Source organism: Nonomuraea sp. NPDC050478 (assembly GCF_044458265.1).
Classification (GTDB): Bacteria; Actinomycetota; Actinomycetes; order Streptosporangiales; family Streptosporangiaceae; genus Nonomuraea; species Nonomuraea ferruginea.
Genome location: NZ_JBITHT010000005.1, coordinates 411,889 through 434,737, shown reverse-complemented (window position 1 = coordinate 434,737; position 22,849 = coordinate 411,889). Strand labels below are relative to the sequence as shown.

Sequence of the window (22,849 nt, the reverse complement as noted above, 5' to 3'; positions counted from 1 at the left end):
GCCGCGTGACGCCGCTCACCAGACGTTGTCCGCCCGCCTGGCCGATCTCCCCACCGCTGCTTCGGTACTCCGTGAACCCGTGCGGTTCACGGTCTCCGCGAACTGATGGAGCTCCGTGTCAGAGCCGGGGCCGGATGCTCAGGCGAGGTGGGGTCCAGCAGCCGGACGCGGGCTATGTCTCAAGCGGAACGGTGCCTCCCGGAACCGGTCCGGGAGGCACCGTCGGGGAGGGGTCAGGCCGCCGCGTGAACGCGCTCCGTGCGGCGCTCGCGGGCCGGGACCAGCCGGGCGCCCAGGGCGCGGGCGCCGATGACCATGGCGGCGGCGGCCAGGACGATGTCCTTGAAGATGTACTGCGCCTCCAGGGTGGGGGCGCCGGGGAACAGGTCGGTGAAGAACAGTGCGTACGGTGCGAAGAACCCGGCCAGTGCGCCGGTCATCACGACCAGTCCGGTCTTCAGGAGTCTGCCGGTCACCAGGGTGAGGCCGATGAAGACCTCCATGCCGGCGATCACGAGCTGGGCGGCGTAACCCGACAGCATGCCCAGGGACAGCTTCTCCAGCGTGGCCACCGAGAGGGCCTCGGCCGGGCTGACTCCCGGGAAGAACTTGAGGGTGCCGAAGGCGACGAAGACCAGGCCGAGGCTGACGCGCAGGATGTCGATGCTGTGCCTGGACAGCCAGGTGGTCAGCTTTGAGGTCGCGTTCTCGATCATTTCTTTCTCCCCGTCGGTGTCGTTTCCGTCTGGATCCAGACTGGCGAGACGGCCGGCGGAGAACATCCGGCGACGGGAGGCAGTTGGTCTACGCCTTCACAGGTACGGCGGGTCACGCGCCTACTGCCTCACGCCTAAGGGTCCGCCCTAGGGGGAGGTCCGGTCCGATCCCCTAGGGCGGCGGGCGTAGTTCGCGATGGGACGCCCGGCGGACGCGCCGGCGCCGGGCCGAGCAGGACTCTGGGCTCACCGTCCCTTCGCAGAAACGGGAGTCATCATGGTGCGCTTGCTCATGGCAGGTGTCCTGGCCGTCGATCCGCACGTCGTCGACTGGATCGACAAGAACGCCCAGCAGCAGGTCACCAGGGAGGCGATCGGCGCGGCCACCGTCGTGGGCCTGGGGGAGTCCAGCCACGGCACCCACGAGGAGGCCACGATCAAGTTCGGCGTCCTGCGCTTCCTCGTGGAGGAGATGGGGTTCCGCTCGATCGCGTGGGAGGAGGACTGGACGACGAGCGTGCGGGTCAACCGGTACGTCCTGACCGGCGAGGGCGACCTCGACGCGCTCATGGGCGAGCTGACGACGACGTGGCGGAACCGCGAGGTGCGCGACGTGCTCGCCTGGCTGCGGGCGTACAACGCGGGCCACGACGACAAGGTGCGGTTCGTCGGCGTGGAGTACTACGCCACCCGCTCCCTCGCCTACGACGCCGTCTCCTCGTACGTGACCGAGGCCGCCCCGCAGCGGCTGGGCGAGTTGCGGAGGCACCTGCGGCCCATCCGGCCCCGCCACGAGGACGCCGGGGCCAACCTGAGGTGGTACATGGGGGTGACCGACAAGCGGCCCTACATCCGTCACGCCCACGCGGTGTACGAGCTGGTCGAAGGGCTGCCCGGGAACGACCGGCAGCGGCTGGCCCTGCACCACGCCCGTCAGATCCTCTCCTGGTACGAAGCGTTCAGCCTGCCCTTCGAGGACGTCTACGCCTACCGCGACGCCCGCGCGGCCGAGAACCTGCGCTGGTGGCAACGCCGCACCGGCGACAAGGTGGCCTACTGGGCGGCGAGCGCGCACACCGCCGCCGCGCCGGGCCTGCGGATGGTGCTCGGCGGCGAGGCGGTCGCCTTCGACAGCGCGGGCTCCTACCTGCGCCGCTGGTACGGGGACCGCTACCGCTCGATCGGCGTGCTGTTCGACCACGGGAGGCTGAGCACCGGGGACGGTTGCGGCGTGGCCCCGGCGCCGGTCCCGCGCCCCGACCCCGGCTTCGCCAACCGCGTGTTCGGCGACGTCGGCCGCGCCCGGTACGTCGTGGACCTGCGCGCGAAGGCGCCGGAGGCCGTGCGCGAGTGGCTGCGCGCGCCGGCGAAGGTACGCGGTTACTCGGACTACGTCCCGGCGGCGGCGCAGAATTCGTACATGGAAGGCGGGTCGCTGGCGCAGTGGTTCGACGTGGTCATCCACCGGCAGGTGATCACTCCCTGCACGCCCCTCTAGGGTCGGCGCCCGTGTCCATCCGGCGCCTACCCGTTCGTCGTCATGCGGTACGCACCCTTTCGTGAAAGGACCGGACCCATGACCGCCCAACACCGCCGAACCACGCTCCTGCTGAGCTGCGGCGCGCTCGCCGGGATGCTCTTCCCCGTCGTCTCGTTCGCGCAGGCCTTCACCCGCGCCGGCTTCGACCTGCCCCGGCACGCGCTGAGCTCGCTGACACTCGGCGATCTCGGCTGGCTCCAGATCGCGAACTTCGTGGTCACGGGCTTGCTGGCCGTCCTCTTCGCGGCCGGCATCCGGCGGGCGCTGCACCCCGGACGGGCGGGCACGTCCGGGCCGGCGCTGGTCCTCGTCTACGGCGTGGGCATGATCGGCGGCGGGATCTTCGCCCCCGACCCCGCCCTGGGCTGGCCGGTCGGCGCCCCCGAGGGTCTTCCCGGGCATCTCAGCGTGAACAGCCTCCTGCACACGGTCTTCGCGGCCGCGGCGTTCCTGTCCCTGATCGCAGCCGGGCTCGTGTTCGCCCGGCGGTTCGCCGGTCAGGGACGCCGCGGCCGGACGGTGTACAGCGCTGCGACGAGCGTCGCCACGTTCGTCCTCACGGTGCCGCCGTGGAGCGAGGACAGCGCGAGCCTGCGGTTCGCCGCCGCCGCGGTGATCATCTCCAGCTGGCTCGCCGTCGTCTCCTGGTGGTTGCGCGCCGGGCCTCAGGCGTTGTCGTCGCCGTACTGCGCCGCGATGTCCTCGGAGGAGGCCCAGCGGCTGTAGGTGGGCGACTGCGGCCAGCCGTCGGGCGAGTCCTGCCACTCCTCCTGCCGTCCGTACGGCAGGAGGTCGATCAGCGCGAAGGTGTGGGTGAGCTGCTCGGTGCCCCGGCCGTTGGTGTGCCAGGTGCGGTAGACGGTGTCGCCGTCGCGCAGGAACACGTTGACGGCGAAGCCTTCGCCGGGCGGCGCGCCGACGTCGGCGCCGAACGGGCTGTTCGCGGTGGAGTACCAGGTCATCTTGTTGCCGACCCGCCGCTTGTAGGCGAGTGCCTCGTCGATGGGGCCCTGGGTGACGATGACGAACCGGGCGTCGTAGTCGTCCAGGAACTCCAGCCGGGTGAACTGCGAGGTGAACCCCGTACAGCCCGGGCACTGCCACTCCTTGCCAGGGAACCACATGTGGTTGTAGACGATCAGCTGGCTCTTGCCTTCGAAGACGTCCACCAGGCGGACGGGTCCGTCCTCGCCCTCCAGCGTGTAGTCCGGCATCCGCACCATCGGCAGGCGGCGGCGCTGGGCGGCGATGGCGTCGAGCTCCCGGGTAGCGGCCTTCTCCCTGACCCGCAGCGCTTCGAGCTCACGCTGCCAGGTGGCGGCGTCGACGACGGGCGGTAGTGCTTTCGTGTCCATGTCTTCTCCCTGCTTGCCGTGTCCGAAAGAGGTAGACCTGCCCCGGCCGTCGAATTCATCGGCAGGCGTTCCTCACGTTTCGGTAGGAATGCCGCCAACCGCGATCCTTTAGGGTGCAGGCGTGGAGAGGATCTTGGCGGCGGCCGCGGCGGTCCTGGGCGAGGAGGTCAGCGGGCCGGTCGATCTCGGCGGGAGTTCGCGCAGCCACGTCCTGAGGTGTGCGACCCCCGGCGGCGGCACCGTGGTGGTCAAGGCGTACCGGGAGGTCGCGGGGTTCGCGGCCGAAGCGGCCGGGCTGCCGTTCTGCGGCGGGTCGGGGCCGCGGTTGCTGGCGGTGGACCCGTCCTTCCCGCTCGTCGTGATGTCGGATCTCGGCGTCGCGCCGAGTCTGGCCGACCTGCTGCTCGGGGAGTCGGCGGAGGCGGCGAGGGACGGGCTGCTCGCCTGGGCCAGGACGTACGGGCGGATCGCCGTGGCCGGCGCGGGGAGGCGGCGGGAGTGGGAGCGGGCGCGGGCCGTCTACTCCGGGGGCGAGGCGAGACGGCGTCTCCTGAGTGGTCTCGGAGAGGTGTTGCCCTCGGTGCCCGCGGGCCTCGACGCCGAGCTCGCGGCCCTGGAGGCGGACCAGGAGCGGTTCCCGGTCTTCTCGCCGGGTGACATCTGCCCGGACAACAACCTGCTGACAGCGGGCGGGATGCGCGTGCTCGACTTCGAGAGGGCCGGATACCACTCGGCCTTTCTCGACGCGGCCTACGTGCGCATGCCGTTCGCGACGTGCTGGTGCGTGTTCCGGCTGCCGCCCGGGCAGGCGGCGGAGATCGAGGACGCGTACCGCGAGGAGGTGGTCGTCGTCCATCCCGAGCTGGCCGACGACGGACTCTGGGCGGCGGGGGTGCGGCAGGCCGTGGCCACCTGGACCATGTTCATGACGTGGGCCATGCTGCCGGGGGCGCGTGAGCGGGACCGGCCCACGCATTCCACCCGGACGCCCGTGCCCAGCAGGCGCCAGCTGCTGCGCCACCGGTGGGGCTACCTGCTGGAGCATCTGGACGCGGGCGAGTTCCCCGCTGTTCAGGAAGCCGTACGGGCGTGCCTGGAGACCACCGCGCACTGGGAGGTCGCCGAGCTGCCCTACTACCCCGCCTACCGGTAGGCGGGCGGTCTCTCCTGTCGCGCTACAGCATCGTCTGGCGCAAGCCACAGGACTGAGCCGGGCCGGGCGAGCGATTGGCCGTCCTTCGCGCGCGCGGCTCCGATATCGTGACCACGCTACGTGAGCAGATCGGCACGTTTAGACACGTTCAACCCCGCTCGGGCTCTGCCCGCCCCCACCGAGGAGGATGTGTGAGCTCACTCCCCACGCGTATGGCCGACCGCTGGGAGAGACGGCGACCGCAGGACCGGCTCTACTGGCAGGTCCTGCTGGGGGATGACCCGGGCGCGCGGGCCATCGTCCAGGAGGCCCACGACCGCCTGGCCGGCGTGCCCGGTCTCGATCGGGTGCCGCCCGAGTCCGTGCACCTCACCACGTTCGTCGCCGGCCGCTCGGACGAGATCACCGGCGACCAGGTACGGGTGATGGCCCAGGAGGCGGCGGGCCAGCTCGCCAGGGTCGAGCCGTTCACCGTCACGCTGGGCCGGGTGCTGTACCACCCCGAGTCGGTCGCGCTGGAGGCGCGGCCGGTCGAGCGGCTCCGGCCGCTGCTCGAAGCGGCGAAGTTCGCCACGCGGGCGGCGACGGGCCGCGACGGCGTCCTGGACCACGAGCCGTGGACTCCCCGGGTCACGCTGGCCTACAGCAACTCCGACGGCCCCGCGGCCCCCGTCATCGACGCGCTAGGGGAGCGGCTGCCGGACCGTGAGGTGACGATCCGCAGCATCCACATCGTCGACCAGGAGGCGGCGCTGAGCTGGCGCCCGGTGGCGGAGGTCCGGCTCGGCGCGTCATGAGGTCGTCCTGGAAACCGCCCATAGGGTGACGATTGATCTGTGAAAGCGCGTGCAGTTGAATACTCGGGTGCGAGCTGGCCGAGTGATCTCCCCGGTTCTGGTGGGCAGGGAGAAGGAGCTCGCCCGGCTCGTCGCGCTCGTAACCACCGCGCCCGCCGTGGCGGTGATCGAAGGCGAGGCCGGCATCGGCAAGTCGCGCCTGGCCGCCGAGCTGCTCGGCGACCCGGCGGTGGCGGGGATGCGGGTGCTGAGCGGGTCGTGCGTGCAGATCAGGGAGCCGTTCCCGCTGGGGCCGATCGTCGAGGCGCTGCGCGGGCGCGCGCCCGATCTGGCCGGGGCGGAGCTGACGCCGGTCGCGGGAGCGCTGCGCGACCTGCTGCCCGAGCTCGCCGGGGTGCTGCCCGAGAAGCCCCGGCTGCCCGACGACCGGGCGGCCGAGCGTCACCGGCTCTTCCGGGGGCTCGCCGAGGTCATGGCCGCTCTCGGTCCCGCCGTCCTGCTCGTGGAGGACCTGCACTGGGCGGACGGGCAGACGGTCGAGTTCCTCACTTACCTGATGTCCGTGCTGCCCGGCACGCTCCGCGTGGTGCTGACGTACCGGGGCGAGGAGGCGCCGGCGGCGGTGCGCGCGATCACCGCGCGGACGGCCGACGCGATCAGCGTGGCGCACCTGGTGCTGCCGCCGCTCGACGCCGCCCAGACGCGGATCATGGCGTCGGCGATCCTAGAGGCCGACCAGGTGACGGCCGAGTTCGCCGAACACCTCCGCGCGCGGGCGTCCGGCCTGCCGCTCGCGGTGCAGGAGCTGCTGGCGCTGCTGCGCACGCGGGGGACGCTCATCAAATGGGAGGGCGGATGGGCGCGGCGCGCGCTCAACGAGCTGGACGTGCCGAGCGGCGTCCGCGTCACGGTGCGCGAGCGGGTCGCGCAGCTCTCCGACGGGGCCAAGCGCGCCGCGGAGCGGGCGGCCGTGCTGCGCACGCCGGTGCCCATCGAGGTGCTCGCCGACGGTGACGCCGGGGCGATCGACGAGGTGCTCGGCTCGGGGCTGTTCGCCGAGACGGGCGGCGCGGTGGGGTTCCGGCACGTGCTGGCGGCGCAGGCCGTCTACGAGGCGATCCCGCCCGGCCGCCGCCAGGCGCTGCACGCCGCCGCCGCGGATCTCGTACGAGGGCTTCGACCGGTGCCGCTGGGCCGCCTGGCCCACCACCTGCGGCACGCGGGACGGGCCGAGCAGTGGGTGGAGACCGCCATCGAGGCGGCCGACCAGGCGTCGAGGCTGGGCGACGACGCCGAGGCCGCGCGCCTGCTGGAGGACGTGCTGCGCGACACCGACCTGCCGGCGGCACGGCGGGCGGAGCTGACGGTGAAGCTGGGCTGGGCCGCGCTGGAACTGCTGCGCCCGCCGCCCGTCGCCGACCTCATCACCGGCGCGCTGGAAGGGGATGTGCCGCGCCCGCTCCGCGGCAGGCTCCGCTTCCTGCTCGCCCTCCACCTGGAACGCACGCGGACGGACATCGCGCGCATCGGCGACGCCTTCGCCCAGGCGGTCGAGGACCTGGACGAGGAGCCGGGGCTGGCCGCCTGGGCCATGGTCGGAGTGGGCCGCCCGCCCAGCGACCTGCCGCCCGCCGAGAGCAGGGCCTGGCTGGAGAGGGCGCTCGCGACCCTGCCCGCCGTCGGCGACCCCGCCATGCGGATGCTGGTGCTCGGCAAGATCGCGATGATCTTCGTGGTGATCGGCGATCCGCGCTGGGACGGGCTGGCGGAGGACCTGCTGCGCGAGACCGGCGGGCGCGGGCTGCTGCGCCGCGAGGTCAACGCCTACCGGTCCATCGGGGGCGCGGCCCTGTTCAGCGGTCACCACCGCAAGGCCCGCCGCCTGCTGGCCGCGGCGATCGAGGACGGGGCCGAGCCCGATCTCCGCGGGCGGCTGGAGCTCCGCTGCCTGGTGAACCTGGCCGCCGCCGACTACTTCGACGGCTCGTGGGACGGGCTGGCGGCGCGGCTGGAGGAGCTGCGCGGCCATTTCGGCGACGAACCGCACGAGCGCATCCTGGTCGACATCGTGGCCGCCTGCCTCGGCGCGGTGCTCGGGCGGCAGGAGGCGGCGCTGCCGCCCCTGCTCGACGCGATCGCGATGGCCCAGTCGCGCGGCCAGTTCGACGACCTCGTTCTGCCCATCAGCATGCTGCTCAGGCTGGCCGCCGCGCGCGGCGAACCGGAGCAGGCGATCGCGACGGCCGCCGAGGCGGCCTCCCACTGGGAGGCGGGCGGGCTGTGGCCGGTGGCCGTCCGCGCCCTGCCCGCGCTGACGGAGGCGCTGCTGGCGGCCGGCCGCGCCGCGGAGGCGGCGGACGTGATCGACAGGCACGCGTCCCAGCTGGCAGGGCTCGACGCGCCGCTGGCCGGACCGGCTCTCGGCCACGCCCGCGGCCTGCTCGCCGCCGACGGGGGACGCGGCGCCGAGGCCGCGCGGGAGTTCGCCGCGGCGGCCGAGGCGTTCGAGCGGATCCCGGCGCTGTACGAGGCCGCGCAGGCGCACGAGCACGCGGCCGCCTGCCTGTTCGCCCTGGACGACCCCGAGGCCGCCGTCCACCTGGGCCGGGCCGTCACGCTGTACGGCGGGCTGCGCGCCCGCTGGGACCTGGACCGCGCCACGGGACTGGGCCGCCGGTGGGGAGTCCGGCCGCCCGCGCCCGCGCAGAACGGCGGCGACCAGGCGCTGTCGGCCCGCCAGGAGCAGGTGGCCCGGCTGGCGGCGGAGGGGCTGACCAACCAGGAGATCGCCAAGGAGCTGTTCCTGTCGCCGAAGACGGTGGACAAGCACGTCAGCGCGGCCATGCGCAAGGTCGGGGCGCGGTCACGGACGGAGCTCGCCCGCCACCTGAATTCCTAGATTGGGGATTTTTCCCCATAGGGCTCCCCATACCCCATTCCGCCGGGCTGTGGCGACACTTGCGGCATGTCCGAAACCACCTCCGAGCCCGGCCCCGACGACCGCCAGGAAGAGGCGACGGAGCCGACCGAGCCGACCGAGCCGTCAGAGCCGCCTGAGCCGCTCCTGCCGCCCGACGGCTTCGAGCCCGCCTGACCACCCCCTCCAGAAAGGCCACCATGGCACTGCCCCGCCCCCCGTTAGCGCGCCGCGCAGGCATGATCCTGACCGCGGCCACGATGCTCACCACGGCGCTGGCCGCCACACCCGCGTCGGCCGCCGACGGGACCACGCCCACCCCCGCGCCCGCCGCGCAGGCCCGGACCCAGACCGTCACCCTGTCGGGCGTGCGCGCCGGCAAGGTCGTCGTCACCCTGATCACCGGTGACAAGGTCCAGCTGAGCCGGTCAGAAGCCGGCAAGTATCGGGTGGAGACCGCCCCGGGCACGCGGGACGAAGGCCGCCGCGTCAACCTGTTCACCCAGTTCACGCCCGACGGCGTCTTCGTGCTCCCGGACGACGCGGTCTCCGCCGTCCAGGCGGGGCTGCTCGACAAGCGGCTGTTCGACGTCAAGTATCTGGCCGAGAACGGGTACGCCGACGACGCGACCAAGCGGGTGCCGGTCATCGTCCAGTATCCGGAGGGCCAGGCCGAGGCGTCACTCAAGCGCTCGGCCGCGGCCATCCCCGCCAGTGAGCCCACCGGGACGCTGGAGAGCATCCACGCCTCCGCCCTCGACGTCGACAAGGCCGAAACCGGCGCCTTCTGGGCGGCCGTGCGCGAGCGGCCGGACGCCAGGCGGGGCCTGGCCGCGCCCGGCACGCTGGGTGGCGGCATCGCCAAGCTCTGGCTGGACGCCAAGGTCAAGGCCGACCTGGACGTGAGCGTGCCGATGGTCGGCGCGCCCCAGGCGTGGGAGCGGGGGCACGACGGGACCGGCGTGACGGTCGCCGTCCTGGACACCGGCGCCGACGCCGCCCACCCCGACCTGACCGGAAGGATCGCCGACAGCCGGTCGTTCGTCCCCGACCAGCCGGTCCAGGACGGGCACGGCCACGGCACCCACGTCGCCGCCACCATCGCCGGGACCGGCGCGGCCTCGGGCGGCAGGCACAAGGGCGTCGCCCCCGGCGCGCGGCTCGCGGTCGGCAAGGTGCTGAACGACAACGGCGAGGGCATGGAGTCGTGGATCATCGAGGGCATGGAGTGGGCCGCGCGCAGCGGCGCCAAGGCCGTCAGCATGAGCCTCGGCGGCACGCCCACGGACGGCACCGACCCGCTCAGCCAGGCCGTCGACGACCTGACCGCTGAGACCGGCGCCCTGTTCGTGGTGGCCGCGGGCAACCTCTACAACGAGGAGACCGTGAGCGCCCCGGGCGCGGCGGACGCGGCGCTGACCGTGGCCGCGGTCGACAAGGACGACCAGCTCGCCCCGTTCTCCAGCCGCGGCCCGCGCGTCGGGGACTCCGGGCTCAAGCCCGACATCGCGGCTCCCGGCGTGAACATCGTGGCCGCGCGGGCGGCGGGCACGGCCATGGGCACCCCCGTCGACGAGCACTACACGGGCGCCAACGGCACCTCGATGGCCACGCCGCACGTGGCCGGCGCCGTCGCCATCATGGCGCAGCGGCACCCGGACTGGACGGCCCAGCAGCTCAAGGCCGCGCTGATGTCGACCGCCAAGGACGACGGCTTCACCGTGTACGAGCAGGGCGCCGGCCGGCTGGACCTGGACAGGGCCACCGGCCAGCGGGTCTTCACCACCGGCGGCGGCGTCGACTTCGGCCTGCTCGAAGGATCGGGTGAGCCGAAGACCGGCGAGGTCTCGTACACGAACCTGGGCGACCAGCCCGTCACGCTCGCGCTGAAGGCGCAGATGAGCGGTGGGGCGAAGGTGGGCGTCGCGGACGCGACGCTGACGATCCCCGCGGGCGGCACGGCGGGCACGACCGTCACCCTCGATCCGGCCGGGCTGGAGCTGGGCAAGTACAGCGGGGCCGTGATCGCCGAGGCTGATGGCGTCCGCCTCACCACGCCCATGGGCGCGGTGCGCGACGTCCCCAAGTTCGACCTCACGATCCGCACCCTGGACAGGGACGGCAAGCCGCGCACCCCGACGGCCATGAGCGTCGTCGACGTCGACGGGACCAAGGGCGAGCTCGGCCCGCATCGCGTGCACGACGTGGGCGTTATCGTGACGCGGGTGCCCGCGGGCACCGTGAGCGTGCTGCAGGTGCTCGACTGGGTGGACGGCGACGACCGCGCCAACCGGGGCTGGCTGTTCGAGCCGGAGCTCACCGTCACCGGCGACACCGAGATCACCCTCGACGCCCGCGAGGCGTCCCAGATCCGCTTCACCACGCCGAAGACCGCGGAGCCGCTGAACAACAGCTACGAGGTCTTCTTCCAGCGGACTCTCCCCAGCGGGCAGATCTACGGCGGCACCCTGCTCAACGGGGCGCCCGTCGGGGCGTGGGAGAAGGTGTGGGCGCTGCCGACCAAGAAGGTCACCAAGGGCGCGTTCCGCTTCACCGGGCAGTGGGAGCTCGGCGTGCCCGAGGTCACGATGACCGCGCGGACGCCGAAGCGGCTGTCGCTGAACCCGGTCTCCAGGGTCCACGTCCTCGACCGGGCGGAGCTGCACCCCGGATACGTCCCCTTCGAGGGCACGCGGGACCTGCGGGTCGTCGACGCCGGCAAGGGCCGTCCCGAGGACCTCGCGGGCAAGGACCTGCGCGGCGCGCTCGTCCTGATCGACGCCGAACCGGCCGAAGGGTCGCTCGGGCCGCAGTGCGGTCTCCAGATCGAGCGCGTCGGGCCGATCAGGGACGCCGGCGCCGCCGGCATCCTCGCCTTCAACGAGCGGCCGGCCTCCTGTCCGATCCCGCTGGCCCTCGCGCAGAAGCCGTTCAGCGGGCCGCTGCTGCCGGTCAACCTGCCGATCGCGTACGTGTCGCACGCCGAGGGCGTGAAGGTGCGCGAGGAGGCTCGCCGGGGCCGGGTCACCATCCGGGTGGAGGGCACGCCGCACACCCCGTACTCCTACGTGTTCAAGCCGTACGCGGACGGCCGGATCCCGGACTCCATGCACTACAAGGTCACCGACCGCCAGCTCCACCGCGTCGACTTCGACATGCACGCCGGGCCGTACAGGAAGGCCTCGGTATGGCGGAGCACGTGGCGCACCGACGACGTGACCTACACGGGCACCGGCACGGACGCGGTGAGCTGGTCACTGCCGCTGCCGCAGCGCAGGCACCAGTGGGTCTGGCCGCTGGACCGTACGATCGTGCACTCGACGGGCATGTCGGCCCTGACCACGCCCGATCCGGCGGCGGAGACCGAGGAGTCGCGCTACCGCGTCGACGTCTTCGACAAGCCGGGACGGACGACGCAACGGTGGTTCACCACCCCGAGCACGCCGGGCGCCGCGACCGCCTCGGAGAAGGTGTTCAAGCTCGCCGACCCGAAGGCCGCCCCGCTGGAGAAGCTGGTGGTCGGGGTGCCGTGCGCGATCTGCGTGCACGACGGCAACCTCTGGGTGACCCCGTCCATGGTCAGCGGGGTCGGGGAGCGGCGTGACGACGGCGTGGCCTTCGGGGACCTCCAGCCGCGGTACGAGATCCACCTGTACCGCGACGGCCGGGAGATCCCGAACGCACCCGTCGAGCCCTTCGCCACCCTGCCGCGTTACCCGCTGCCGGAAGGCCAGGGCGTCTACCGGCTGACGGCCAGGAACGACCTGCAGGACGTCGAGTGGACGTTCACCGCCCCGCCGGGCGAGGACCACGTCAAGCCCGGTCTCAACTGCTACGCCTGGTGGATCGACGGCCCGGTGGAGCACTGCCGCACCACCCCCGCGGTGTACGTGAGCTACGACCTCGGTGACAGCCTGTCCACCGGGAACACGGTGGCCGCCGGCCGCAAGCACACCTTCGAGCTGGAGGCCTACCACGGGCCGTCGGCCGCGAAGATGCCCGCCATCGCGGGAGTCCGGCTCTGGACGAGCACCGACGACGGCGCCACCTGGCAGCCCGCCGATCTCAGGCGCGGCCGGGACGGCGTCTACACCGCCGGGGCCAGGTATCCGGCCTACCGCGCCACCAAGGGCGCGGTGAGCCTGAAGGTCGAGGCGTGGGACGCGGCGGGCAACCGCGTCAAGCAGACCACGCTGCGCGCGTTCGACCTGCGCTGACCCCTCGCGCCGGCGCCCGTCCCCGGTGGGGCGGGCGCCGGCTAGTCCTCGGGGCTGGTCCTGGAGTCGAGCCAGGCGTCGATCAGCTCCGTGAAGTCCTCGCCCGTGTGCTCGTTGACCCAGGCGGTGAACGACGCCCGGTCCTGGCCGGTGTTGCGGTGCTCCTGGACCCAGGCGCGGGTCAGGGCGAAGAACCTGTCGTCGCCGATGCGCCGCCTGATCTCGTGCAGCATCACCGCGGGGCCGTAGTAGACGTTGTGGTCGGCGAACCGCTCGGGCCGGTAGTCGCCCGGCGGGCCCGCCAGCCGGCGCGCGAACCTTTCCTCCAGGCGCAGGTCGTCCATGTGGTCGTCCATCGAGCCCGGGCTGTGGTCGGCGGTCCACTGGATCTGGAAGTACATGGCGAAACCCTCGTTCAGCCAGACGTCCTTCCAGGTGCGCGGGCCGACGCTGTTGCCGAACCAGTGGTGGGCCAGCTCGTGCAGCACCACCTCGGGGCGCAGGTAGTCGCCGCCGAGGGTGATCATCTGCTGGGTCTCCATGCCGGAGTCGCTGGTGGCGACCAGGCCCGCGCTGGGGAACGGGTAGGGACCGGCCTTCTTCTCCATCCAGCGCAGCAGCTCCGGCATCCGGCGTATCACCGGCAGGGCATGCCTGTCCTCGCGGCGCACCCAATAGGTGATGGGGAGGCCGCGCGGGCCCTTCGCCCGGTGCATCCGGTACTTGTCGACGGTGAACAGGGTCAGGTAGCTGGCGACCGGGTCGGTCGACTTCCAGCGGTAGGTGACCTTGCGCCCCTTCTCGGTCTTGCCGCCGTACGTGCCGTGCGCGACGCCGGCCCAGCCCTTGGGCACGGTGATGGCGACGTCGTAGAGCGCCTCGTCCGACGGGTGGTCGTTCACGGGGAACCAGGTGAACGCGCCGAAGGGCTCCTGCAGCGCCCAGGCCGAGCCGTCCGCGGACGAGCGCAGGCCGAGCCGCGCGAGGTCGTAGCGCATCTGCCCGGAGTTGTGGGGTTTCGGTACGCCGTGGTAGCGGATCACCACCCGGGCGGACTTGTTCGCGGCGAGGGTGGCGCGGAGCGGGATCGTCAGGTCGTCGCCCCTGCGCCCGGGCTTGGCGGTCTTGCCCGCGACGGTCACGTGGTCGATCTTCAGGGCGCGGCCGAAGTCGAGCCTGATCTCCTTGATCGGCTTCACGGCCCGGACGGTGAGGGCGGCGGTGCCCGTCAGGCTCCGGCGGTCGGGCTGCCAGCCCAGTTTCAGCCCGTAGTGCAGGACGTCGATCGACGGGTTGCCGTATGCGGGGAACACCGGGTCCTTGACCGGTTGCGAGCGCCCTTTGGCGTAACGGGCGGGTTCGCCGGGAGTGGCCGCCGAGGCGGTGCCGCAGCAGGTGGCGGTCAGCGCGCCGACCAGGACCAGTAAGGGTAATCTCCGCATTCGCGACATCATAGTGATCACCGCCGGCGTCGGCGGGGGATTACTCGTCCTGCGATGCCGGTGAAACTTTCACCTCCGACACGGAGATCCGATAGGCCAGGTAGAGCCGGTGGCCAGGTAGGTAACCTGACACGCCGTCTCCGATATGTTTCGGGAATCGTTGACAACTTTCGGGGCCGGATGAACACTGTCGCCAGTTCGCATCACGCTCTCCGCCTTCGCGAGGAGGAAGCACACATGAACGGCGCCCCCGCCCCCCAGAGCACCCGCAGACGCGGCGGCATCACATCCTTCGTCCGCCGATCCTGCGCCGTAGCCGCAGCGCTGGTCATGGCGGTCGCGATGCCCGGCATCGCGCACGCCGCCCCGATCACCTCCAACCAGACCGGCAACAACAACGGATACTTCTACTCGTTCTGGACCGACAGCCAGGGAACGGTCTCCATGGAGCTGGGTTCCGGCGGGAACTACAGCACCTCATGGCGCAACACCGGCAACTTCGTCGCCGGCAAGGGCTGGAACCCCGGAGGACGCAGGACGGTCAGCTACTCGGGCAGCTTCAACCCCTCGGGCAACGCGTACCTGACGCTCTACGGCTGGACGAGAAGCCCGCTCGTCGAGTACTACATCGTCGACAACTGGGGCACCTACCGGCCGACCGGCACGTACAAGGGCACGGTCACCAGCGACGGCGGCACGTACGACATCTACGAGACGACGCGCTACAACGCCCCCTCCATCGAGGGCACCAGGACGTTCCAGCAGTACTGGAGCGTACGGCAGTCGAAGCGGACGGGCGGCACCATCACCGCCGGCAACCACTTCGACGCGTGGGCCAGGAACGGGATGAACCTCGGCAACCACGACTACATGATCATGGCCACCGAGGGATACCAGAGCAGCGGAAACTCCAACATCACCCTGGGCAGCACCGGCGGCGACCCGGGTAACCCCGGCAACCCCGGCAACCCGGGCGGCGGCTGCACCGCGACCCTGTCGCAGGGCCAGCAGTGGAGCGACCGCTACAACCTCGGCGTCTCGGTCAGCGGTTCGAGCAACTGGACCGTGACGATGAACGTGCCGTCACCCGCGCGGATCCTCTCCACCTGGAACATCAGCGCCAGCTACCCCAGCTCCCAGGTGCTGACCGCCAGGCCCAACGGCAGCGGCAACAACTGGGGGGTGACGATCCAGCACAACGGCAACTGGACCTGGCCGACGGTCTCCTGCAGCGCGGGCTGACCTCGTACCCCGTGGCGCGGCGGCCCGGCGGCCGCCGCGCCGCTGTCACTCACGGAGGCGCGACCGCCCGCAGGGCCTCCCGGCCGTCCGGGGCGGCGTCGGCGACGAACCATGCGGCGACCCTGCGGAACACCTCCTCCTCGGTGTCCACGTCGAGCAGCAGTTCGGGGCCGATGAGCGCGGCGACCTCCTCGAACGCGTCGCCATGGTCAGTCAGCTCCCAACCCGGCCACCGGGCGGGCAGGTCGCGCGGGTCGAGCGAGCAGTCGAGCGACCACCAGTCGAGCCGCCGGCCGGGGGCGTCCACGTAGAGGCCGTTCCAGGGGACGTTCTCCAGCGCCGCGAACGGGACGGCCTCCTCCTGCGGGGTCAGCAGCACGCCCGGTCCGGCGAGCAGGGGCTCGGCCAGCCCGGCGGCCCACCAGCCCCCGAACGACAGCCGCTCCCCGTCGCGGGCGGCGATGAGGACGTCGGCGACGGCGGACAGGTCGTCCTCCGCGGGCGCCTGGGCCCAGCGGGCGCGCGGCGCCGGTGTCTCGTCGAGGTAGAGCACGGTGTCGTACGGGAGCGCGAGGTAGTCCATGACCTGGTGCAGGCCGCGAGCGGCCCAGGTCACCGTCCAGCCCGGCCAGAGGGCCGCGACGAGCCGCAGCCAGGCGCGGACCTCCAGCACCGAGGTGTGCCGGTCGGGCCCCGGGATCCACTGGTCGGTGTGGACGAGCAGGCGGCGGGCGGGCAGGTCGAGGAGCGCGACGCCCTGCCACCAGATCGAGTTCATCCAGTGGTCGCGGTGACCGCCCCGCTGCTCGCGGATGAAGGCGATCACGCGGTCGGGGCCGCGGAGGAGGTCGTGGTAGAGGGTCTCGGCCGCTCTGTCGCGCGACCAGACGCGGTGACCGGACCCGTCCACGATGACGTAGTGCGCGTGGCCGCCGCTCATGCAGGCTTCCCGCGCAGCTCCCTGGTGGCCGCGCGGTGGGCCTCGCCGACGCGGGCCAGCATGTCGAGCAGCAGCGGCGCCTGCTCCGGGGTGTAGTGCGCGCCGAGCGTCGCCAGGTGCCGCCTGGACGACTCGCAGGCGGCCTCGTAGTCGTCGAGCCCGCCCTCGACCAACTGCACGGTGACCATCCGGCGGTCGCGTTCGCCGCGCACCCGCCGCACGTAGCCCGCCTTCTCCAGCCGGTCGATCAGCCGGGTCGTCGAGGCGGACGGCAGCCCGAGCTCCTCGGAGAGCGCGCCCGCGGTCATGGGCCCGCGCGTCTCCAGCAGGATGGCGGCGGCGACGTCGACCGGCTGCAGGCCGAGCCGGTCGGCCACGGCCTCGTTGTGCAGCAGGACCGCGACCAGGAACTCGCGGAAGATCGCGTCCTCGGGTTGCTTGTGGGGCACTTTCCCAACCTACTCCACCCCGGAGTATCTTCGAATCGAAGATACTCCGAGTTGGAGAAGATATGGACATCCTTGTCATGGGAGCAGGCGTCGGGGGCCTCGCCGTCGCCCGGGTGCTGCTCGCCGCCGGGCACCGGGTGCGCGTGTACGAGCGGGCCGCGGAGTGGCGCACCGGCGGCGCGGCCTTGATGATCTTCAGCAACGGCGCCGCCGTGCTGCACGACCTCGGCGTGAGCCTCGACGACGTGGGCGGGCGCGTCGACCGGATCGACGCGATGACCGCCGGCGGCCGGCTGCGCGTCAGCATGGACATCGCCCACGCCGCCGCCCACCACGGCTTCGAGACCAGGGCCGTCTCCCGCCGCGACCTCATGGAACTCCTCGCCGACGGCCTGCCCGGCGACCTCGTCCAGTACGGCAAGGCCTGCCAGGACGTCACCCAGGACCACGACCGGGTGACCGCGACCTTCGCCGACGGATCGACGGCCACGGGCGACCTGCTCATCGGCGCCGACGGTCACCACTCGGCCGTGCGGCACCGGCTGTGGGGCGACGCCGGCGTCCGACCGGCCACCTTCGGCACCTGGCAGGGCCTCAGCCCGATCGACATCGAGCTCACCCGTACGCACCGCCACCTCATGATCACCGGACGGGAGGGCGCGTGCGGCCTCATCCCCGCGGGCAAGGGCATGCTGCAGTGGTGGTTCGACGTGCCGTGGTCACCCGGCGACCGGCGGCCCGACGCGCCGCTGGCCGAGCTGCGGCGCCGGTTCGGCCACTGGGCGTCACCGGTGCCCGAGGTGCTCGCCGCCGCCACCGAAGCCGATCTCACCTTCTTCGGCCACCACTGGCGCAAGGTCGGCCCGGTGTGGGGGAAGGGCCGCGTCACCCTGCTCGGCGACGCGGCCCACATCATGCCGCCCACCCTGGGCCAGGGCGCCAACCAGACCCTGGAGGACGTCTGGGTGCTCGGGCGCGAGCTGGCCAGGGACGGCGACCCGGCGGTACGGTTGCGCGCCTACGAGAAAGCCCGATACCCGCACATCTCCCTGGTTTCCCGGATGGCCAAGCGCAACCCGGCCAACTGGCGCATCCCACCGCTTCTCGGCAGGCTGATCCCGGAGACGTCCCAGACCGCCATGCTCGCCCGCTACAGCAACCGCCTCACCGCGCGATCCCGCTGAGGTGCAACCTTCCGCCCGGCGGACCGCGCCTGCTCACCGGAGACCCTCATCTCGCGGAGGACCTGCTGCAGAGCGTCCTGGCCAACGTCGCAGGGCAGTGGTCGAAGCTCGACAGGAAGGGCAACCCCGAGGCGTACACCCGCAAGGCGCTCGTCAACCAGTACATCTCCTGGACGCGCCGCGCCCGCCCGGAGTTACCCAGCGCCCACCCGCCCGAAGCGGGCGTCTCCCACGACGAGGCCACGCCGGACCGCATCATGCTCCGCCGGGCGCCGGCCCAGCTGACCCGCAAGCAGCGGGCCGTGATCGTGCTGCGCTTCCGGGAGGACCTGACCGAGGCGGCGGTCACGGCGCTGGCGGCGACGACGGCGGGCGCGGTGGCGGTCTGGCCGCACCCCGCCGGCATCGTCGCGACACAGGGGCAGGACGTGCCGGACCTGCGGGGCAAGGTCGGCGCGATCCGCTACGCGTACCAGACGCCGTGCGAGATCGACGAGATGACGCGGCGCTCCGACTGCAGTGCCGTGGAGTGGCGGGTGGTCACCCAGAAGGGGACGTACCGGCTGCCGCAGGCGCTCACCTCCTCCAAGAAGGCCCCGCGGGTGCCGGTCGCGATCAGCCGGGACGGGCGGAGGCTCGCCTACTACAGCCGCGACGCCGGGGCGCACGTGATCAGGGACATGGCCGAAGGCGAAGAGGTGGTCTCCCCCGTCAAGGTGGCGGAGGAGCGGATCGGCGCCGGATCCACCTGTGGGTGACGCCGGTGACCGGAGGCGGCAAGCCGGTGCGGTTCGACGGCGTGTTCATCATGTTCAGCGAGCTCGCCCCGGACGGCCGCACGGTCGTCGCCGTCGAGTTCGACGAACTCAAGCCGGGCAGGCTCACCCTGCTCGACGCCAGGACCGGGCGGACCCAGCGCAAGGTCTCGATGCGGGGCCTGCCGCCGGGCGACCGGATCGACGGGACCGGCATCTGGCTGAACCGGGACGAGGTCACGGTGGTCGCGGGCAGCCGGGAGCTCGTCGCGTACGCCCTCGATGTCACCACGGGGCGCACGCGGCGCCTGGCCTCGTACGGAAACGAGCGCAGGTCCCTGACCCTGCCCGGGGTCAACCGGGACTTCAGATAGCCGGGCGGGGCGGCGAACGCCCCGCCCGTCCGCTACCTCACCGGCCGGTACGTGAGGTGGGTGACGAGCGCGGTGCGGGAGGGCTCGCCGAGCGGTTCGAGGTCGATGTCCGCCAGGCCGTCGAACAGCCGCTCGCCGCGGCCCAGGAGCACCGGCGCGACGTGCAGGCGCAGCTCGTCGATCAGCCCCGCCGCCAGGTACTGGTTCACCGTCATGCCGCCGCCGGCGATGGCGACGTCACGGTCGCCCGCCGCCTCGCGCGCCAGGCGCAGGGCCTCCTCGGGACCGCCGGTCACGAAAGTGAACGTGGTGCCGCCCTTCATCGGCAGCGGCTCGCGCTCGTGGTGGGTCAGCACGAAGACCGGCGCGTGGTACGGGGGCTCCTCGCCCCACCAGCCGCTCCACTCCAGGTCCCAGGCGCCGCGGCCGGGGCCGAACATGTTGCGGCCCATGATGAAGGCGCCGGCGGCGGTGATGGCCTCGATCTCCGCCTTGTGGAGCTCCGGCTCGTCGACCATCCACCGGGTCAGCCGCCCGTTCTCTCCCTCGCCGAACGGATTGTCCAGGCTCTGGTTCGGCCCGGCCACGAAGCCGTCGAGGGACATCGCCATGTCGCAGATGACTCTGCTCATCTCATCGCCTTTCAGTTCCAGGCGCTCCTTCTCGCGCCTGCCACCGGGTGGTCGGAGCCGCCCGGCGGTTCTCTACATCCGGCGGGGGAGCATGTTCCCCCGTGCGGGGGAGGCCGGGGCCGGGAGGCCCGCCGATCCTGGAAACACCGAACTCGAACTCCAGGGAGCTGCCCATGACCGTGCGCCAGGCGCGCTGGCCCGCGTACACGACGGCGGTGCTGTTCCTCGGCTACGCCGCCGGCAAGGCCGTCTACGCCGCGCAGGGCAAGCTGGGTTTCCCCGGCGGCCCGGTGGTTCCGGCGGCCGACTACGAGCGCTACGCCCGCGAGATGATGGACGTGGCGGCCGCGCAGTGGATGGCGGCCGCCAACGGCCTGCTCGGCGCGGCCCTGGTCCTGCTGACGGTGACCGGGCCGGGCCGCCGGGTGCCACGCGCGCTGATGCTGCTCGTGCTGGCCGTCGCGCTGGCGGGCGTCGGCGCCGGAGCCGTGATCATGGTGGCGGACGGGTTCGTCGGCATCGGGATCGGCTGGCAGTGGCACCACGGCGTGATCGGGATCGTCGCGCTGGGGCTCCTGGCCGCGACGACCCACTCCTATGCGCGCGCGACCCGGCCGGGGCATGCCGAGCTGACCGGCCGGTCGTGATCAGACGGGTTTCGCCACGTCGGACGGCAGGAGCTGTTCGGTGAGCAGGCGGCGGACGTTGGCCGGATCGGCCAGCCAGGGCCGCAACAGCTCCCATCCGTGGAAATATCCGAACATGTACGGGCTCATCGCCGACGGCCGCAGCAACGGCAGCGCCCTGGCGATCTCCGCGTCGTCGTACAGGCACCAGCGGGCCAGATAACCGGCCAGCTCCTCGTCCGTCCGCCCCTCGGCGGCGAGGAAGGCGACGTTGCCCCACACTCCCCACAGCGCGTTCTTGACCAGGTGGATCGCCGCGAAGTCGCTGCCGTCGGGCCGGATCCCCAGCTCGGCCAGGACGTTGTCGGTCAGCCACGCCTGCGCCTCGTCCCCCGGGAAGAGGATCTCCTCGGCGCACAGCCCGAGCCCCTCGCTCAGCGCGAACGACGGGGCCAGCATGAACCGGACCCGCTGGTCCGTCCGGGTCGCCCCCAGGTCCTTCAGCATCGACTCGGCGATGTGACCGGGATGGCCCTCGTGGGCGACGACGTAGAACAGGTCGGCCACGTTGAACGGGATGCCGGTGTTGATGAAGATCACCGACTTGAGGTCGCCCGCGTAGTGCCCGGCGGCGTGGAAGTGCGCCTCCGGCACGAGGTGGCAGCCGACGACCTCGTCCGGCGGCAGCGGGACGATCGCCTCCGTCCGGGCCCGGGTCTCTGCCACCGCCTTGTCCACCAGCGCGGGCAGCCGGTCAATCTGGTCCAGCGCGTGAGCCGACTGCCAGGCGTGCAGCCGGTCGGACAGCGAGCCGGCGGCCCTGGGCAACGCCGCGTCCAGCCGGTCGTGCGCCTCCTCGAACACGAGCTCGGGCACCCACCGCGGCCGCAGCCCCAGCACGAGCTCGCCGTAGTCGGTCAGCGGGAGCCGCTCGCCGTCCAGATAGCGGGCCACCGCGCGCATCGCGACCACCTGGGCCCGCAGGTAAGGGGTCAGCTCCCGGTCCAGTAACCGGTCGGCGCCGGCGATCAGGTCGCCGGGCGGCCGGACCGGCTCCGCCTGTGCCCGCTTGCTCCACTCGGCCGGCCCCCGGTAGACGAGCCCGGCTCCGTTCAGGTGCCGGTTGAGCCGGAGAGCGAGCATCGCGTATTCCTGCTGCCATTCCTGTTCGTCCATGCCCGCCACGCTAGTGGCACCGAACGCGCCCGGGCCGAAGGTGCATCTAGGTCTACCCCTGTCGTATTTCTAGCCGGATTCCCCGCGGGTGATCGCGTCCGTAGCGTCGGGGCCACGAGAACGTCATCGGAGAACGGGGTGCTTCCTGTGTTGCAGACGTCCGAACCGGCCAGGCCGGCGACCACGGCCAGGGCCCTGGCCCCCGACCTGGCGCGCGGTTTCATGCTGCTGGCCATCGCGTTCGCGCACGCGCCGCTGTTCGTGGTGGCCGTCGACCGGGGCTCCGCCGCGGCCAACGCGGTCTCCGAGTTCTTCCACGTGCTGTTCGTCAACAACCACGCGCGGCCGATGTTCGCCTTCCTGTTCGGCTACTCGCTGGTTCAGCTCCTGAACAGCCGGACCAGGCGCGGCGCCGACTGGGTGACGGTCCGCAAGCTGCTGCGCCGCCGGGGGTGGTGGCTGATCGCGATCGGGTTCGCGCACGTGGCGCTGCTGGTCCCGATCGACATCCTGGCGCCGTACGGGCTGGCGGCCGTGGTGCTGACCGGGATGCTCCGGCGCGGGGACAAGGCGCTGCTGTGGACGGCGGGGACGCTCATGGTGCCCGCCACGGCCGTGGTCGGGTTCGCCATGTGGGTGGCGCTGATGCAAGGGCTCTCCACCTTCTCCCTCGGCACCATCGCCGCCGGGGCGCGGGGCTTCGGCGAGCTGTTCGTCACCAGGATGGCCGGCTGGCCGTTCGGCCTGGTCCTCGGCACCGTCATCGTGCTGCCCGCGGTGCTCTTCGGGATGTGGGCGGCCCGGCGGCGCATCCTGGAGGAGCCGGAGCGGCACCGGCGCCTCCTGGTCCGCTTCACGGTGATCGCCACTGTCGTGTCCGTCGTGGGTTCCGTCCCCGCCGCGCTCATCCAGACCGGCCTGTGGACCGGGGCGTCCGGCCCGGCCGTGGTGGCGGCCTCGATCGCGCAGCCGCTCACCGGATACTTCGGCGGCATCGCCATGGCCTGCGCCGTCGGCCTGATCACCCCGCTGGCCGCCCGCGGCCGTGGTCCCCTGATCACCGCCGTCGAAGCGCTCGGCCGCCGCTCGATGAGCCTGTACCTGTTCCAGTCGATCGCGTTCGTCGTGGTGTTCTTCCCCTTCGGGCTCGGCCTGCAGGACGACCTCGGCATCGCCGGCGCCACCGGCGTGGCCGTGGCCACCTGGCTCGTCTCGCTGCTGATCGCCGACCTGATGCGCCGCGCCGACCACCGCGGCCCCGCCGAGATCCTGCTGCGCCGCCTGGCCTACCGCCGCACCTGACGCCCTGCGAGTACGACGAGAGCCTTCCGGAG

20 protein-coding genes and 1 pseudogene are annotated in these 22,849 nt (G+C 72.3%); 14 read left to right on the top strand and 7 right to left on the bottom strand.

Annotated elements, in window-relative coordinates; genetic code table 11:
- Window positions 1-233: 233 nt before the first annotated feature.
- Window positions 234-716, bottom strand: coding sequence for a DoxX family protein (locus ACIBF7_RS26855; RefSeq protein ID WP_397198420.1), 483 nt, complete (start codon window positions 714-716; stop codon window positions 234-236).
- A 277-nt stretch (window positions 717-993) separates the two neighbouring features.
- Here ACIBF7_RS26855 and ACIBF7_RS26850 point away from each other — a divergent pair, with 277 nt between their 5' ends.
- Together ACIBF7_RS26850 and ACIBF7_RS26845 are read left to right on the top strand one after the other, a co-directional pair.
- Window positions 994-2,214: an erythromycin esterase family protein gene (locus ACIBF7_RS26850; protein ID WP_271279926.1), complete on the top strand. Its 1,221-nt coding sequence runs from the start codon at window positions 994-996 to the stop codon at window positions 2,212-2,214.
- A gap of 78 nt (window positions 2,215-2,292) precedes the next feature.
- On the top strand, window positions 2,293-2,982 hold the full coding sequence (locus ACIBF7_RS26845; protein ID WP_271279927.1) for a DUF998 domain-containing protein: 690 nt from the start codon (window positions 2,293-2,295) through the stop codon (window positions 2,980-2,982).
- Here ACIBF7_RS26845 and ACIBF7_RS26840 read toward each other — a convergent pair.
- Window positions 2,922-3,611, bottom strand: a complete 690-nt coding sequence (locus tag ACIBF7_RS26840; protein ID WP_148034071.1) for a DUF899 family protein — start codon at window positions 3,609-3,611, stop codon at window positions 2,922-2,924. The two genes, ACIBF7_RS26845 and ACIBF7_RS26840, sit on opposite strands and share 61 nt — an antisense overlap.
- A 121-nt stretch (window positions 3,612-3,732) precedes the next feature.
- Between ACIBF7_RS26840 and ACIBF7_RS26835 the strand changes: the two genes are divergently transcribed.
- The 5 genes from ACIBF7_RS26835 (at window position 3,733) to ACIBF7_RS26815 (ending at window position 12,695) form a co-directional block, all read left to right on the top strand.
- Complete coding sequence (locus ACIBF7_RS26835; protein ID WP_271279929.1) at window positions 3,733-4,764, top strand: hypothetical protein; 1,032 nt, start codon at window positions 3,733-3,735, stop codon at window positions 4,762-4,764.
- A gap of 191 nt (window positions 4,765-4,955) precedes the next feature.
- Window positions 4,956-5,561, top strand: a complete 606-nt coding sequence (locus ACIBF7_RS26830; RefSeq protein ID WP_219551266.1) for a 2'-5' RNA ligase family protein — start codon at window positions 4,956-4,958, stop codon at window positions 5,559-5,561.
- 82 nt (window positions 5,562-5,643) lie between these two features.
- Window positions 5,644-8,460, top strand: a complete 2,817-nt coding sequence (locus ACIBF7_RS26825) for an AAA family ATPase (protein WP_397198419.1) — start codon at window positions 5,644-5,646, stop codon at window positions 8,458-8,460.
- A 66-nt stretch (window positions 8,461-8,526) separates the two neighbouring features.
- Window positions 8,527-8,655: a hypothetical protein gene (locus ACIBF7_RS26820; RefSeq protein ID WP_397198418.1), complete on the top strand. Its 129-nt coding sequence runs from the start codon at window positions 8,527-8,529 to the stop codon at window positions 8,653-8,655.
- 62 nt (window positions 8,656-8,717) lie between these two features.
- Window positions 8,718-12,695 carry a S8 family serine peptidase gene (locus ACIBF7_RS26815; protein ID WP_397198417.1) on the top strand — a complete coding sequence of 1,326 codons (3,978 nt, stop codon included), beginning with the start codon at window positions 8,718-8,720 and terminating at the stop codon, window positions 12,693-12,695.
- A gap of 41 nt (window positions 12,696-12,736) precedes the next feature.
- On the opposite strand, the gene ACIBF7_RS26810 is transcribed toward ACIBF7_RS26815, so the two are convergent.
- Entirely contained in the window at window positions 12,737-14,137 is a 1,401-nt protein-coding gene (locus ACIBF7_RS26810) for a M1 family metallopeptidase (RefSeq protein WP_397198416.1), read from the bottom strand.
- A 237-nt stretch (window positions 14,138-14,374) separates the two neighbouring features.
- On the opposite strand from ACIBF7_RS26810, the gene ACIBF7_RS26805 reads away from it, so the two are divergent.
- Window positions 14,375-15,379: a glycoside hydrolase family 11 protein gene (locus tag ACIBF7_RS26805; RefSeq protein ID WP_148034064.1), complete on the top strand. Its 1,005-nt coding sequence runs from the start codon at window positions 14,375-14,377 to the stop codon at window positions 15,377-15,379.
- A gap of 49 nt (window positions 15,380-15,428) precedes the next feature.
- Here the strand turns inward: ACIBF7_RS26805 and ACIBF7_RS26800 are convergent, their stop codons facing one another.
- Both ACIBF7_RS26800 and ACIBF7_RS26795 read right to left on the bottom strand, forming a co-directional pair.
- Window positions 15,429-16,319: a hypothetical protein gene (locus ACIBF7_RS26800; RefSeq protein WP_148034063.1), complete on the bottom strand. Its 891-nt coding sequence runs from the start codon at window positions 16,317-16,319 to the stop codon at window positions 15,429-15,431.
- Window positions 16,316-16,768, bottom strand: coding sequence for a MarR family winged helix-turn-helix transcriptional regulator (locus tag ACIBF7_RS26795; RefSeq protein WP_148034062.1), 453 nt, complete (start codon window positions 16,766-16,768; stop codon window positions 16,316-16,318). The genes ACIBF7_RS26800 and ACIBF7_RS26795 overlap by 4 nt, the downstream gene beginning before the upstream one ends.
- 62 nt (window positions 16,769-16,830) lie before the next feature.
- On the opposite strand from ACIBF7_RS26795, the gene ACIBF7_RS26790 reads away from it, so the two are divergent.
- The 4 genes and pseudogenes from ACIBF7_RS26790 to ACIBF7_RS26775 all read left to right on the top strand — a co-directional run bounded on the left by ACIBF7_RS26790 (window position 16,831) and on the right by ACIBF7_RS26775 (window position 19,081).
- Entirely contained in the window at window positions 16,831-17,952 is a 1,122-nt protein-coding gene (locus ACIBF7_RS26790) for an FAD-dependent oxidoreductase (RefSeq protein WP_397198415.1), read from the top strand.
- A pseudogene (locus tag ACIBF7_RS26785) lies at window positions 17,853-18,080 on the top strand (hypothetical protein); the annotation flags it as partial. The gene ACIBF7_RS26790 and the pseudogene ACIBF7_RS26785, both read left to right, overlap by 100 nt.
- Before the next feature lie 129 nt (window positions 18,081-18,209).
- Window positions 18,210-18,710 carry a hypothetical protein gene (locus tag ACIBF7_RS26780; protein WP_397198591.1) on the top strand — a complete coding sequence of 167 codons (501 nt, stop codon included), beginning with the start codon at window positions 18,210-18,212 and terminating at the stop codon, window positions 18,708-18,710.
- Window positions 18,707-19,081 (top strand): hypothetical protein, encoded by a 375-nt coding sequence (locus ACIBF7_RS26775; protein WP_397198414.1) that lies wholly within the window; start codon window positions 18,707-18,709, stop codon window positions 19,079-19,081. Before ACIBF7_RS26780 ends, ACIBF7_RS26775 begins: the two co-directional genes overlap by 4 nt.
- A gap of 32 nt (window positions 19,082-19,113) precedes the next feature.
- Here ACIBF7_RS26775 and ACIBF7_RS26770 read toward each other — a convergent pair whose 3' ends face one another.
- Window positions 19,114-19,713: a dihydrofolate reductase family protein gene (locus ACIBF7_RS26770; RefSeq protein ID WP_271278429.1), complete on the bottom strand. Its 600-nt coding sequence runs from the start codon at window positions 19,711-19,713 to the stop codon at window positions 19,114-19,116.
- 173 nt (window positions 19,714-19,886) lie between these two features.
- Between ACIBF7_RS26770 and ACIBF7_RS26765 the strand changes: the two genes are divergently transcribed.
- Complete coding sequence (locus ACIBF7_RS26765) at window positions 19,887-20,360, top strand: hypothetical protein (RefSeq protein WP_397198413.1); 474 nt, start codon at window positions 19,887-19,889, stop codon at window positions 20,358-20,360.
- Here the strand turns inward: ACIBF7_RS26765 and ACIBF7_RS26760 are convergent, their stop codons facing one another.
- The gene (locus ACIBF7_RS26760; protein ID WP_271278431.1) at window positions 20,361-21,515 is read right to left on the bottom strand and encodes a hypothetical protein; all 1,155 of its coding nucleotides are present in this window, start codon (window positions 21,513-21,515) and stop codon (window positions 20,361-20,363) included.
- Between the two features lie 147 nt (window positions 21,516-21,662).
- On the opposite strand from ACIBF7_RS26760, the gene ACIBF7_RS26755 reads away from it, so the two are divergent.
- Window positions 21,663-22,817: a DUF418 domain-containing protein gene (locus ACIBF7_RS26755; protein WP_397198412.1), complete on the top strand. Its 1,155-nt coding sequence runs from the start codon at window positions 21,663-21,665 to the stop codon at window positions 22,815-22,817.
- Window positions 22,818-22,849: the final 32 nt, after the last annotated feature.